The sequence below is a fragment of the Desulfobulbaceae bacterium genome, assembly GCA_013792005.1.
In the GTDB taxonomy this organism is placed as follows: domain Bacteria; phylum Desulfobacterota; class Desulfobulbia; order Desulfobulbales; family VMSU01; genus VMSU01.
Window position 1 is genome coordinate 14648 of record VMSU01000188.1, and the last position, 13929, is coordinate 28576.

Annotated in this window: 10 protein-coding genes; all 10 read left to right on the forward strand. The window is 50.7% G+C overall.

The features are described 5' to 3' along the window. Nucleotides 1–169 precede the first annotated feature (169 nt). Nucleotides 170–2761 (forward strand): ATP-dependent chaperone ClpB, encoded by a 2592-nt coding sequence (clpB, locus tag FP815_12030; protein MBA3015660.1) that lies wholly within the window; start codon nt 170–172, stop codon nt 2759–2761. Nucleotides 2762–2764: 3 nt separating this feature from the next. Continuing rightward, nucleotides 2765–3316 carry a hypothetical protein gene (locus tag FP815_12035; protein ID MBA3015661.1) on the forward strand — a complete coding sequence of 184 codons (552 nt, stop codon included), beginning with the start codon at nt 2765–2767 and terminating at the stop codon, nt 3314–3316. Nucleotides 3317–3463: 147 nt separating this feature from the next. After that, nucleotides 3464–5371, forward strand: coding sequence for a response regulator (locus FP815_12040; protein ID MBA3015662.1), 1908 nt, complete (start codon nt 3464–3466; stop codon nt 5369–5371). Nucleotides 5372–5849: 478 nt separating this feature from the next. After that, complete coding sequence (locus FP815_12045; GenBank protein ID MBA3015663.1) at nt 5850–6332, forward strand: division/cell wall cluster transcriptional repressor MraZ; 483 nt, start codon at nt 5850–5852, stop codon at nt 6330–6332. A 34-nt stretch (nt 6333–6366) separates the two neighbouring features. Further along, nucleotides 6367–7251: a 16S rRNA (cytosine(1402)-N(4))-methyltransferase RsmH gene (gene rsmH, locus FP815_12050; protein MBA3015664.1), complete on the forward strand. Its 885-nt coding sequence runs from the start codon at nt 6367–6369 to the stop codon at nt 7249–7251. After that, nucleotides 7248–7583, forward strand: coding sequence for a hypothetical protein (locus tag FP815_12055; protein MBA3015665.1), 336 nt, complete (start codon nt 7248–7250; stop codon nt 7581–7583). Before rsmH ends, FP815_12055 begins: the two co-directional genes overlap by 4 nt. 170 nt (nt 7584–7753) lie before the next feature. Then, nucleotides 7754–9787 (forward strand): PASTA domain-containing protein, encoded by a 2034-nt coding sequence (locus FP815_12060; protein MBA3015666.1) that lies wholly within the window; start codon nt 7754–7756, stop codon nt 9785–9787. A 15-nt stretch (nt 9788–9802) separates the two neighbouring features. Next, the gene (locus FP815_12065) at nt 9803–11383 is read left to right on the forward strand and encodes a UDP-N-acetylmuramoyl-L-alanyl-D-glutamate--2,6-diaminopimelate ligase (GenBank protein ID MBA3015667.1); all 1581 of its coding nucleotides are present in this window, start codon (nt 9803–9805) and stop codon (nt 11381–11383) included. Between the two features lie 246 nt (nt 11384–11629). Next, nucleotides 11630–13111: a UDP-N-acetylmuramoyl-tripeptide--D-alanyl-D-alanine ligase gene (locus FP815_12070; protein ID MBA3015668.1), complete on the forward strand. Its 1482-nt coding sequence runs from the start codon at nt 11630–11632 to the stop codon at nt 13109–13111. A 15-nt stretch (nt 13112–13126) separates the two neighbouring features. Continuing rightward, on the forward strand, nt 13127–13929 hold an 803-nt coding region (gene mraY / locus FP815_12075; GenBank protein MBA3015669.1), incomplete at its 3' end, for a phospho-N-acetylmuramoyl-pentapeptide-transferase.

Here is a 13929-nt window from a genome sequence, read left to right on the forward strand (position 1 = left end):
CTGCCTAGCTGTTAGCCCTTCGTTGTCACTTCCTTTGTTTTCCTGTGCCGCGTCCAAGCGGAAATACCCCGTCTCCTCTCTTGACAGCCCTTGGCGCTGACCTTATCTCTTTGGATATTCTGCCGTCATTTGCCGGCGAATTCTCTGCATAATTTTACCGGGGGATAGTATGCAACTTGATAAATTTACCTTAAAATCGCAGGAAGCCCTGCAGTCTGCTCAGTTACTTGCCGAAACCAATGGCCAACAGGAGATGCTCGGCCAGCATCTCCTGTTGGCCATCCTTAATCAACCCGCCGGGGTTGTGGTCCCTGTATTAAAAAAAATGGAGATTGATCAGGGGGCGGTTACGACCGAGGCAGAACGGTTGGTGGCCAATCTGCCCAAGGTCAGTGGCCCTGGGTTTGGTCAGGTTGCTCTCTCGCATTCACTGAAGCGAACCTTGGATCAGGCTTTTGCCATTGCGAAGACGATGCAGGACGACTATGTCAGTCAGGAACATTTGTTCATGGCTATTCTCGACGACAAGAGTTCTGCCTCGACTATGCTGCGACGGTTGGGTATCGAAAAGGATGGCTTTCTGAAGGCGCTGGTTGCGATCCGCGGAAATCAGCGGGTTACCGATCCCACCCCTGAAGAAAAATATCAGGCCTTGGAAAAGTACGGCCGTAATTTGACCGATCTGGCCAAGCAAGGGAAGCTGGATCCGGTGATTGGCCGTGATGATGAGGTCCGGCGGGTCGTGCAAGTTCTGGCTCGGCGGACGAAAAACAATCCGGTATTGATTGGTGAGCCAGGGGTGGGTAAGACTGCGATTGTTGAAGGTTTGGCTCAGCGCATTGTCTTGGGTGATATCCCCGAGACGTTACGCAATAAACAGGTCATCTCTCTTGATATGGGCTCTTTGATTGCCGGGGCCAAGTACCGTGGGGAATTTGAGGATCGTCTCAAGGCCGTTCTTAAGGAGGTTCAAAAGCGGTCGGGTGAGGTTATTTTGTTCATCGACGAGATTCACACCTTGGTAGGCGCCGGGGCAGCCGAGGGAGCGATGGACGCATCGAATATGCTCAAACCGGCTTTGGCTCGAGGGGAACTCCACTGTGTCGGCGCTACCACCTTGAACGAGTTTCGTACTATTGAGAAAGATCCGGCGCTGGAGCGCCGTTTTCAGCAAGTATTGGTTCAGGAGCCTTCGCTGAGTGATACCATCGCCATTCTTCGTGGAATTAAGGAAAAATACGAAGTTCATCATGGTATCCGTATCACTGATGGCGCTACCGTGGCCGCTGCTACTCTTTCTAACCGTTACATCACCGATCGTTTTCTGCCCGATAAAGCAATTGATCTGATTGATGAGGCAAGCTCCCGGCTCAGGATCGAGATTGATTCCATGCCTACTGAGATTGACGAGGTTGATCGGAAACGGATTAGGCTCGAAATCGAACGGGAGGCCTTGAAAAAGGAGAAGGACCAGACATCTTTGGAGCGTCTTGCCAAGCTTGAAACAGAGCTTGCCGATATTAACGAGGAGTTGCGGAGCATGAAGGGACATTGGCTCCTTGAGAAAGAGAATATTCAGCAGATTCGTCAGCTCAAGGGCCAGATTGAAGAGGCCAGGGTTGAGGAGCAGCAGGCGGAGCGTCTGGGTGATCTTAGCCGAGTGGCGGAAATCCGTTATGGCCGGATCACCGAGCTTGAACGGCTGATCCAGGAGGCTAATGATCGACTGATCGTAATCCAAAAAGACTGCAAGATGTTGAAAGAGGAAGTGGACGAAGAGGATATTGCCCAGGTGGTAGCTATGTGGACCGGTATCCCTGTCGACCGCCTTTTGTCCGGAGAAAAGGACAAGTTGGTCCATGCTGATGAGCATTTGGCTCGAAGGGTGGTCGGTCAACAGGATGCGATACTGGCCATTGCCAACGCGGTGCGCCGGGCCAGGGCCGGGTTGCAGGATCCCAACCGACCTTTAGGGTCATTTGTTTTTCTCGGTCCCACCGGAGTTGGTAAAACTGAACTTGCCCGAACTCTGGCCGAGTTTTTATTTAATAGTGAACGGGCCATGATTCGTCTTGATATGTCGGAGTTCATGGAAAAGCATTCCGTTGCCCGTCTGATTGGGGCTCCGCCTGGCTATGTCGGATATGATGAGGGTGGGTATCTGACTGAGGCCGTTCGACGTAAGCCGTATGCTGTTATTTTGTTTGATGAAATAGAAAAGGCTCATCCTGATGTGTTTAATGTTCTGCTCCAGATCTTGGATGATGGTCGGATGACTGATGGTAAGGGGCGGACCGTGGATTTTAAGAACACGATTTTGATTATGACCTCCAATTTGGGTAGTCAGCTGATCATGGATCTGGGGGGAAGAGATAATGAGGCAATGAGACAGGGTCTTGACGAACTTCTTCATCGACACTTTAAGCCGGAGTTTTTGAATCGGATTGATGAGATTATCACGTTTCATAGCCTGACCAGGGAGGATTTGGCAAAAATTGTTGATATCCAGCTTGGACTCCTTAAACAACGACTTATGGATCAGCATTACCATCTTGATATTACTGGTGCGGCTAAAGAGTTTCTTGTCCGTGTCGGTTACGAGCCTGCTTTTGGGGCCAGACCTTTGAAGAGGGCGATTCAGAGGTATCTCCAGGACGCATTAGCGATGACAATACTGGAGGGGCGTTTTATTGAGGGTGATGATATTGTTGTGGATCTGGCCACGGATGGCCAGGGGCTGAATTTTAATAAGAGGTGGTAACGGATGGCGCAGGTTCCTGTTTCAACTGATGTGTTGACCCGAGCGATCCGGCAGCGGGTGGAAAATTATTATGATGCTCATGGTCTTTGTTGTTCAGAGGCCATCCTCTTTGTGATCAACAAAGGTCTTGGTGGTGGGTTGAATGATGATATGGTGAGGCAATTGGGCGCTGGTTTCTGCGGCGGCATGGGTGGCGGCGAAGGGGTGTGCGGTGCCTTGGCCGGGGCTGTTGCGGCGTTGGGGCTTATCCTTGGGCCAGGTCGAAGGCATGGGTTGACTAAGTCCAAGATGCGGTTGGCTTCTAAGCAGCTGCATGACTCTTTTCTTGAGGCCTTGCGTTCGACATCCTGCTTTGACCTGAGCGCGCCTTATGCCGGAGAGCCGAAGGCGAGGATGAAAAATTGCAAAAGTATCACCGGATTAGGCGCTGAGCTTTGTGCTAAGACTATTTTTTCTTTCAGGCCTAAGGTGGCTCTAAGCGCTGATATCGAATTTCTGAACCGTAATGACAGTAAAGCCCAGGCCGTAATGCAAAAAATCGGGGCCTTTTTCTGATTGAATTTTTTTGCTCGCTGAACAGTCTGTGGATCATTTTAGCACTGAACTTTTCGTTACGCGTAGCTTTTTTTTCTGCTACAATACCTCCTTATAAGCGTTACGTCATTGACTCGAACCATACCTTTTCTGAGGAGTTAGGGAACCATGAGTATTTCTGAAGATATTAGGATTTTGCTGGTTGAAGATGCCGTGACTATGCGGAAGATAGAGATTAATACCCTGAAATCTCTTGGGTTTAAGAATATAATCGAGGCGGGAGACGGGCAGGTTGCATCTGAGATCCTTAAGGAGCAAGGGGCTGTCGATTTGGTGATCAGTGATTGGAATATGCCGAATATGGGGGGCTATGATCTTTTGGTGTGGCTACGGCAGCAGGAACAATTTCAGAAGGTTCCTTTTCTGATGGCGACTGGGCAGTCTGATCGGAGTCAGGCTAAAGCCGCTATGGAGGCAGGGGCCAATGGGCTCATCGCTAAACCTTTCGGGGCAGCGGAGCTTAGGGAAAAAATGGAAGAGGCCATGGGGGTCAAAAAGGACATTATTTCTGGGGGTGCTGCTGGGATTCAGATCGGCGTCTCCGGTAAGGTCAAACTCCGGATGGCTCATATCCAGATTACAGATCACTTGATTCTGGGAGTGGTGAAGCACTGGATCGACAAAGGGGAGGTGGTGCCAAAGCATTTCGAGTTGGAAACTCAATGCCTTCCGGGGTGGAATCCTGTGCAGAAGGCATTGGAGGAAGGCTCAGTTGATGGCGCTTTGATTCTGGCCCCGATCGCCATGGACCTTTTTAATTACGGAGTGCCTATTAAGTTAGTCCTCTTTGCCCACCGTAGCGGTAGTATTTTTGTACGTAATCATCAGGGTGAGTATGGTGAGCCGTATCAGAATTTTTTTAGGAAGCGTTCGTTTTTGATTCCTCATAAAATGTCTGTGCATCATATGCTGGCTCATATGTTTTTTGCTGGGGCAGGGCTTAAATCCAGCATGGATAAGGGTGATGATGTTGATGTTAATCTGGAGGTGGTGGCCCCTGTTAATATGCCGGACTTTCTCCGTGAGAATTCCGATGTCTGTGGGTTTATGGTGGCGGAACCTATTGGCACGAAATCTATTGCCGCAGGCATCGCTGATTTGCAATTTTTATCGAATGAAATTTGGTCCAATCATCCTTGTTGCGTAGTTACAATTCGAGATGATTTTACCGAACAACATCGCGATGCTGTTTATGAATTGACAGAACTCCTGGTTAAAGCAGGGAAATTTGTTGAGAAGAAACCAGATACGGCAGCCGAAATAGCAGTTGCTTTCTTGGATCCAGAAAAAAAATTGGGACTCAAGGTTCCAGTGCTGAAAAACGTCTTGCGTGAACCTGAAGGGATAAAGACTGGAGATTTGTATCCCTCAAAAGAGGATCTTGCCAAGATGCAACAATACATGCACCATGTTATGGGAGTTGGGGCGCTGATTGATCTGGATCGTTTTGTGGATAGTCAGTATGCCGATGTCGCTTGCGCCGGTATGGCCAGGGTTACTTCTTTTGTAAAGAATAGTGTTGATGTGATTAATAAGATTTTGCGCCATAAGGATGAGGAAGTCGGGGCGGCAAAGACCATGCTGGCTCGAGAGGGACGCTATTTAACCTTCATGCTCAATAATCAGGAGTTTGGGGTTAATATCCTGAAGGTTAAGGAAATTATTAAAATGATGGATTTTGTTAAAGTTCACCAGGTGCCATCCTATGCCAAAGGGGTGATTAACCTCAGGGAGCGAGTGATCCCGATCATCGATTTGAGAGCCAAGTTAGGGATGCCGGAGATTCAATACAATGATCGTAGTTGCATCGTGATTGTTGAATCGGACTTCCATCATGAATCCAAACAGATTGGGGTGGTTGTTGATACTGTTTCTGAGGTGATGTCGTTTAAGGCGTCTGAGATTGAGGAACCACCTTCGTTTGGTGCGAGTGTTAACACTAGCTATATCCTTGGCATGGCCAAGGCTGGGTCGAAGGTCAAAATTTTGATCGATATAGATCAAGCTTTGCATTGATTCGCATCTTTCCATTCTTTTTTCATAAAGGCCCTCCGGTATTTCCGGAGGGCCTTTTCTGTTTTCTCTCCTTGGTGTTATGGTTGCTTGCAGAATATTCAGTGGTTGAGTGGGGTGGCATGTGAAGTTGCACCACTTTGCACCACCGTCTCTGGTTTGGTGTGCCTTGGGCTGGTTTAGCTGTTCTTTCACCGGCTACTGGCCGTTGTGGAGGCAGCTGTCTGTATTAGTCATTGGGATTTTTTGTTGGCGCTGTTTCGGTGAGTAAGGTGTTTGTGACCACTGTATTTAGTGCTGTCTTGATACTTCTGGCTACCGTATCTAGTGGGCTTGTGAATTTTATTAATAATTTTAAGGAGTTGATTTCTGGCAATGGTTGAGGGGGAAGTTTTTTTTCTCTTGACACTTGATCGTTTGTTTCACTATAGAGTAGTATGATGTGGTGTAAAGTGGGTAAGAAAGGTTTCTGGAGGCGGATGTGGTTGGTGACTTGATTGTGGACCCGGTAAATCATTTCCGGGGCCGCTCAGAACATAGCCTTGATGGCAAAGGACGGTTGAATATCCCAACCAGGTTCCGCGAAGTCTTGCGCGATCAGTATGGCGAGAAGCTGATGGTCACGCCATGGAATAAGTGCCTGAAGGCCTATCCTGTTCCACAGTGGGAAAAGATGGAGCTCCAGTTACTTGCGCACCTTAAGGATCAACCTGAGCCCGGCATGAAAAAGATGATTCGGTATATGCTGGGAGGTGTTGTGGAGTGTCTGCTTGATAAGCAAGGCCGGATCCTGTTGCCGCCTAAGTTGCGTGAGGAGGGTGGCATTGGTCGGGAAGTTGTAATCTCGGGGGTGATGACCTATTTCGAAATTATCGACAAGCAGATTTGGGAGGAGGATAACAAACCGACGGCAGCTGATTATGAGAATTTTGATCTTAGTCTGCTCAAGGCTGGTTTAATGTGATGCCCGAGTTAAGAACGTTACCCGCTGAGGTTATATGATGCATCAGCCGGTGCTGTTGGAAGAGGTGATCAGTTTTTTGTCCCCGGTAAGTGGCGGAATTTATGTCGATACTAATTTGGGTTTGGGGGGACATACCGAGAGGATATTGCGAGAAAGTGAACCTGATGGTCGAGTCATCGCCTTTGACTGGGATCAGGAGGCAATGGACTTAGCTCGCAAGAGGCTGGCTCCATTCGGAGAGCGGGTTGACTTTGTGGGGCAGAATTTTGCCGATCTAACGCAGTATTTAGCCTCGGTTGGGATTGCGCAGGTAGATGGGATTCTCTGTGACTTAGGCCTCTCCTCTTATCAGCTTGATACAAGTGGCCGTGGTTTTAGTTTTAAGGGGAGTCAACCGCTTGATATGCGGATGGACAATCGGCAGAAATTGGTCGCACGCGATTTGGTCAATACTGCCTCTGAAGAGGAACTCGCAGATATATTTTTTTATTTCGGCGAGGAGCGTCAGGCCCGTCGGATGGCCGCCGCGATCATGGAGGCTCGGAAGAAAGAAGGGATTCAGACCACAGACCAACTCGTGGCGATTGTTGAGCAGAGTGTGCCGAGGAAATTTCATCCGCCCAAGATTCATGTGGCAACAAAAGTGTTTCAAGCTCTGCGCATAGCGGTCAATCAGGAGTTTGCTAATCTTATAACGCTGCTTAAGGCAGCGCCTGAAATGTTAAAAAATGATGCGAAATTCTGTGTGATTTCTTTCCACTCCTTGGAGGATAGACTGGTTAAACGGGCATTTGGTGAGTCACCATTGTTGGAGGTTTTAACCAAGCGGCCGGTGGTAGCTGGCGATGAGGAGCTAATGAATAACCCTAGGGCCAGGAGCGCGAAGCTCAGAGTGGCGAAAAAGGTGAAAAGAAGATGATTCAGGATTTTTCTAATGTTTTCGTAGGCCGACAGATGGTCAGGGTTAGGCAGGTTCCGGTTCGTGGCAATGTCTTGGTCAAGAAGGTGATAGGCATGGTGGTGGTGGGTTCGCTCATGACGGGTGTTGCAGCATCATTAATTTTTTGTCTGCTTATTCGGTCGGGTCTTAGCGAGTTAGCGGCTCAAGGCGCGTTGAAACTAGAAGTGGAACGGGAGCAGCAGGAGCTGTCTGTTCAACGGAAGACTCTTTTAGACCAGAGCACTCTTGCCCGGACTGCTGGGAAACTTGGGCTGTATGCCCCGGAAGAAATGCAGGTAAGGCGATTATAACCGCCAGGGTGAAAGTTTCTGGTTGAAGTGGTGGTGGGAAGCGTATCTGGCAAGAAAATGGGAAGTTGCCGGCTCACCCTCTATGTTCCTCGCCATTTTTTCAGGGGGGGGCTGACCAGGTGCTGTCTGCCTTGATCCTTGACTATCTCACCTGCGTATGCAGAAAATGAATGAAGCAAAGCCAAAAACCAAGAAAAAAACGTCGTGGGTGGCACCTGTTGACCTATGCGGTCATCGTGGTTGCTGGCGTGGGCTTGTTGTGTTGGTCTGGATATCAGAGGATTTTTTTCGGTAAACCGAAAGCAGAGGTAATTGTTTCTAAAGAGGGAGTTGCTCTTCCGAAGGAGTCGTCATCTGCAGCGGAGGCAAATAGTCAGGATAGTCCAAAGGTCTTCAGGGCTCGGCAGCCGATCTTTGACCGGAACATGAGCCCCTTGGCGGTTAGTTTTAAGCAAGTATCGGTGTATCTTCGTCCAGTGGAATTGCAGGCGGAGGAGAAGGCTGTAGCACATTTGGCGGATTTGTTGAGTCTTGACAAAGAAAAGCTGTCGGCTGAACTACGGACTGAGAGTCGGTTTCTCTGGCTTAAGCGAAATATAACCAGTGACAAGGTTCAAAAGATTATCGACTCTCATTATAGTGGGGTCTATCTGGTGGATGAATCTCAGCGCTATTATCCGTTTCATGCTCATGCCGCCCATGCGGTTGGTTTTATGAAAGATGAGCAGGGTTTGGCCGGGGCGGAATTCGCCTATGATACCATCCTGAAAGGTGATCGGACCCTGGCTCGTCAGTATGTAAATCTGTCCGGTGTTGACAGTGCAGAGATCCCGGATTCCGGGGCTGCCGTTGTCCTCGCTCTTGATATTGATTTGCAGATCGCCATCGAGAAAAAGTTGCAGCATCTGATTCAGCAAACATCGGCGCAGTCGGCAAGCGCCCTGTTGATTGAGGCTGGTACCGGGGAAATTCTTGCCATGGCAAATGAGCCGGACTTTAACCCCAACCTATATTGGCTGGCGGCGGGCCCAGCTCACCAAAACAAAATCATTAGCCAACCTGTCCCTGTCGCTGGTCTCAATGCGTTTTTCCTTGTCGCCGCAGAGTTGGATGCTGGCAATGTGCCTCCTGAAATGGCGGAACGGGAAGAAGTGGCTGAGCTGGTTATCACCCCTCGGGTGTTGAAAGTTATCAAAGGGGATGTGGTGGCGCCAACAGAGCCGGAGTCTCAGGTCTGGCATCCAGGGATTCATTTGAGTCCGCCTTTTCGATGGCCACTGGAGTTTACGCAGCACGAGGGCAAATTAGCTGCGTTTTGCGATAGGCTTGGACTGCAGAGTACGGGAACAGGCTTGGCCGAGACTAATTTGGGTGGTGATGGTGGCTTGGTGGGAAAAAGTGAGCCGTGCCAGTTGGAGGATGATACCTGGCGGGCGTCTTCACTTGCTCTAGTATCTGCCTTTGCCCATTTGATCAATGGTGGGCATAGAGTTCATCCCCATCTGTTAAAAGGGCTGTGGAGGATGGACAACGGGACCTATCACCCCATTTCGTTTCCAGTGACTGATGGGGTCGGGGCCACGGTTAGTGCAAATTTTGTTAGTTTTATGGAAGGGTTGCTTCCTCCTGGCCCTGGCGATGCGCTGGTTGTTGAATCGATCCGGTCGCAGGCTGGGAAGATGGTTGAGGCTGTATCCGGGGCCGTGGTCAAGAGTGAAGCCCCTGAAGCCTTTTCACTTGAGAAGCTTTTGCGGTTTTCATCAGTCGCTATGGCAGCGAGCCGCCACGAAAAGCATCAATTGGCGCTTATCCTGATGGTGGAAGGTGCACGATTTAATTTGACCCTCCCTTCTCCGGTGCGCAAGGTCGCGACAGAGATCCTCGGTCAAGGCCAAAGCATCATGGCTAAAAGATGGGAGAATGAGATTATGCCACCGCAGATTGATTCGGATGCCTTGCTCCATCAGAAATGGAGTTTGTCTCAGTCGTTGGACAGTCCGCCTCCGGTGGCACGCAGTACAGTCAGTCTTGAAATGCCGGACGTAACAGGCATGAGTTTGCGAAAGGCCATGCAGGCTTTGCAGGGGTACAACTTGAAGATCAGTATCCAGGGGGCAGGGAGGGTGACAGGTCAAACTCCTGCTGCCGGGGTTATTCTTAAGGGAGTCGATGAGGCGAAACTAGAATTGCGTATGGATCAATAACGCTCGAGGCGCGCGGTGACAAAACAGTTGTCCGATATTCTGCATGGGGTGAGCTACACTACTGACGAGGTCGTGAGCGGGATAGCGATCCGGGCAGTCGTGGCTGACTCTCGGAAGGTTGAGCCAGGAAGCCTTTTTGTCTGTGTTAAGGGGTTGGTGGTTGATGGCCATGACTATGTTGCCGCAGCCGCTGCCAAGGGTGCTGTTGCCATCATTGCCAATCGTGATCGCATGCAGACCTTGAGCCGGGATCATAGTCTGCCGATCCTCTGGGTGCGGGATACCCGTAAGGCAATGGGCAATATTGCCGCTGCCTTTTATGATCATCCTGCCGCAGGTCTGATTATGGTCGGGTTGACCGGAACCAATGGCAAGACTACCACCTCTTACATTCTGGAAGAGGTAATTAGGTGTGCTGGGGGCAATCCCGGTGTTATCGGCACTATCAATTATCGTTACGGCGGCGGGGAGTTTCCTGCGCCGTTCACCACACCGGAGCCACTGGAACTGCAGCGGCTGCTGCGCGAGATGGTAAATAGCGGTGTGACCCATGTGGTGATGGAGGTTTCGTCCCATGCCTTGGCGATGTATCGAATCCAGGGGTTGTTGTTTGATGTCGCTCTTTTTACTAATCTGACTCGAGACCACCTTGATTATCACTTCACCATGGAGGCATATTATCAGGCCAAAAAGCGTCTTTTTGTCGATTATCTTAAAGACAGCGGCGTTGCGGTTATCGTGGTTGAGGCGAGTGAGGATGACTGGGGGCGCAGGCTGTATGATGAATTAAGCGCGGCGCGGAAAGGAGGTTTGGGTGCATTAATTGCCTGTGGTCTCGGAATAGCAGGGTGTGATATCTCTGCGCACAATCCGGTGTTTCGGTGCGGTGAAACACGAGTAGCTGTTCAAACCTCCAGGGGGCAGGTTGATGTCTGCAGTAATTTAGTCGGCACCTTTAATCTGAAAAATATCGTGGCGGCTGTCGGAGTAGCCGCGGGTTTGCGCATCGATTTAGCTTCCGTTACTAAGGCCTTAGCGCAAACGATCAGGGTCCCCGGACGATTGGAGGCCATCAGTGTTCCAGGGTGCCAAGGGCTGCCTTCGGTGTTTGTCGATTATGCCCATACCCCTGATGCTCTGCAGAGTGTGTTGACCACTCTGCGCCAGTTGGCCCCGGCACGATTGTTTGTTGTTTTTGGTTGTGGCGGAGACCGCGACCCAGGGAAACGGGCGCTGATGGGCGAGATCGCCGGGCGTCTTGCTGATGTGGTTATTATAACAGCGGATAACTCACGATCAGAATCTACCGAGAGCATTATGTCCGAGATTGAGAGAGGGGTGGTAATGGCGGGCATGGAGCGTCTCGATAACCACCAGAAGGGGGATCGAGGGTTTGCTCTCATTAGCGCCAGGGTTCAAGCAATCGCTTATGCTATTGATCTTGCTACTGCTGCAGATATCGTGCTGGTTAGTGGCAAGGGTCATGAGACATATCAGATTACGGTCAAGGGCAGTCAGTTTTTCGATGATCGGCAGGAGGCGTCCAAGGCTCTTGCTGCCAAGGTTCAGAAGATGAATAATGAGGGAGGCGAATAGCTTCCCCTTTTTTGTTTGTTCTGTTGAACTTTTGTAACCGTTCACCAAGGGTATCAAAACCACAGGCAACCTCGTAACTGTAAGTGTTCAGCAGCGCTGCAGATGCGAGGAAGAGGCCTGTCCGCTATACACCCGGTATGCGGATCAGGCCGATGACAAAGCAGATGCTGTGCTGCTGAACGCTTACGAACTTTTTAAATAAATAGAGCTGGTTGATGAAGGAATTGGTTTCAGGGTTTACGGGAGATGATGGGAAAGTCTATGGGCAGTCAGAATCAGATGACAGGTGAATTAATGGGTGTTGGCTATGGGTTTGCGGTGTCGCAGAATCCATCCTGGACCCTGGAGCAGATCCTGATCGCCTCTCATGGGCAGCTCGTGACTCCGGCAGAGGGGTGTTGTTTTCGCAGTATCTCGACGGATAGCAGGGCGGTAAAGCCCGGTGATGTTTTTTTGGCCTTGAGCGGGGCGAACTTTGATGGCGCTACTTTTGCGGCACAGGCGGTCAGCCGCGGAGCGACAGGTCTTATCGTTGATCATTTCCTTGATTTGCCTCCTCGGGTGCCAATCGTTTTGGTGCCGGATACCCTTCGTGCCTTGGGGGATTTGGCTCACTATCGCAGGGGGTTGATGAAGAAGTTGACGGTGGTGGCGGTCACTGGCAGTTCGGGAAAGACCACAGTCAAAGAGATGACGGCAAGTATCCTTGACCGCTGTGGCAATACTCTGAAGACGATGGGGAATTTTAATAATTTGGTTGGGTTGCCTCTGTCGCTCCTGCCTGTCAATTATCACCATCAGTTCGCGGTGATGGAGATGGGGATGAATGTCCCGGGCGAGATTGCTCGGCTGACCGAGATTGCCGGGCCGGATGTCGCCTGCATCAATAATATTCAGCCGGCTCATTTAGCGGGACTTGGCAGTATCAAAGGCGTGGCTTTGGCCAAGGGGGAGCTTTTTGCCGGGTGTTCCGAATCTGCTATTTTGGTTGTGAATCTTGAGGATCCCTTGGTTCGTAAGTTGGCTAAGGGAGTTCGGCAGAAAACAATGAGTTTTGGTTTCCGCTCTGGAGCGGAGGTGCGTGCCACCCGTGTTGCGGCGCGAGGCCAAGAGGGGTTAATATTTACACTTGAGGTGGCGGGCACCCGGGCCCGGGTCAAGCTGAACGTCATCGGCAGGCATAATGTGTTAAACAGTCTCGCGGCTGCGGCAATGGCATATGCAGCGGGTGCGGGGATGGAGCAGATTGTGGCAGGGCTTGAGGCCTTTGCGACGGGTGAAAATCGGCTTGGTGTTCGGCAATTGCCCTGTGGTTTAAGGGTGATTGATGATTCGTATAATGCCAATCCTTCGTCAATGAGCGCGGCCTTGGCCACAGTGGCGATGATCTGTCAGGATGAGAAAACAGTGGCGGTGCTGGGTGACATGCTGGAACTTGGCGATTTTAGCCTCTCAGCCCATGAAATTCTCGGCGCTGAGGTGGCGCAGAAGGGGTTTGGCTACCTTTGCGCTGTTGGGGAATATGCAGGGGTTGTGGTTGCTGCGGCGCGACAGGCCGGGATGGGGGAGCACAATGCTCGAGAATTTGCCAGCAAGGATGAGGCGGCAACATTCATTAGAGAACTCATGGAAGAAGGGCAGTTGAGGAGCGGTGATCTGGTATTAGTCAAGGGGTCGCGCGGCATGCGGATGGAGAAGGTAATCGCAGCACTAACTACGAACCCATAACACTGAAAAAGGCGCATGCTCTATCATTTTCTCTACCCACTCCATACCCTGTTTGGCGGCTTCAATGTCTTCCGCTACATCACTTTTCGCTGCGTTGGAGCGACGGTAACGGCCTTTCTTATTGTGTTGCTGGTAGGGCCAAAATTTATTGAGTTCCTGCGTCGGGCCCATATCGGTCAAGTCATCAGAAAGGATGGTCCGGAGAGTCACTTCAGTAAGCAGGGAGTGCCGACCATGGGCGGGGTGTTGATCCTGGCGGCCCTGACCATTACAACCTTGCTTTGGGTGAATCTTACTAACCCTCATGTCTGGATTGTGCTCCTGGTGACCCTGTGGTTTGGCCTTATCGGCAGCTATGACGATTATCGTAAAATTAAGAAAAATAACAGCAGAGGGTTGAGTGCTCGGGGGAAACTGTTGCTGCAGATAGTTGGTGCTGCGGCTGCCGGTATCGCGGTTTACAAGCAACCGGGTTTCAGCGGGGAGTTGTTTCTGCCCTTTTTCAAGCATCTTACTGTGCCGCTTGCTTGGGGGTATGTGCTGTTTATCGTGTTGGTGGTGGTTGGGGCATCGAATGCGGTCAATCTCACAGATGGTCTTGATGGTTTGGTCTCGGGTCCAGTGGTGATCACCAGCGCCGTGTACCTGGTTTTTTCCTACCTGGCAGGTCATGCCACCCTGGCTGCGTACCTGCAGATTCCCTTTGTGGTAGGGGCAGGTGAAATAGCGGTCTTCTGCGGCGCAATGGCGGGGTCATGTCTCCGATTTTTGTGGTTTAACGCATTTCCGACTCAGGTGTTCATGGGCGTTACCGGGGC

What these genes read in the sequence shown, in the direction of transcription:
- clpB (MBA3015660.1), top strand. Translation starts at nt 170, where the DNA reads ATGCAACTTGATAAATTTACCTTAAAATCGCAGGAAGCCCTGCAGTCT.
- FP815_12035 (MBA3015661.1), top strand. Translation starts at nt 2,765, where the DNA reads ATGGCGCAGGTTCCTGTTTCAACTGATGTGTTGACCCGAGCGATCCGG.
- FP815_12040 (MBA3015662.1), top strand. Translation starts at nt 3,464, where the DNA reads ATGAGTATTTCTGAAGATATTAGGATTTTGCTGGTTGAAGATGCCGTG.
- rsmH (MBA3015664.1), top strand. Translation starts at nt 6,367, where the DNA reads ATGATGCATCAGCCGGTGCTGTTGGAAGAGGTGATCAGTTTTTTGTCC.
- FP815_12055 (MBA3015665.1), top strand. Translation starts at nt 7,248, where the DNA reads ATGATTCAGGATTTTTCTAATGTTTTCGTAGGCCGACAGATGGTCAGG.
- FP815_12060 (MBA3015666.1), top strand. Translation starts at nt 7,754, where the DNA reads ATGAAGCAAAGCCAAAAACCAAGAAAAAAACGTCGTGGGTGGCACCTG.
- FP815_12070 (MBA3015668.1), top strand. Translation starts at nt 11,630, where the DNA reads ATGATGGGAAAGTCTATGGGCAGTCAGAATCAGATGACAGGTGAATTA.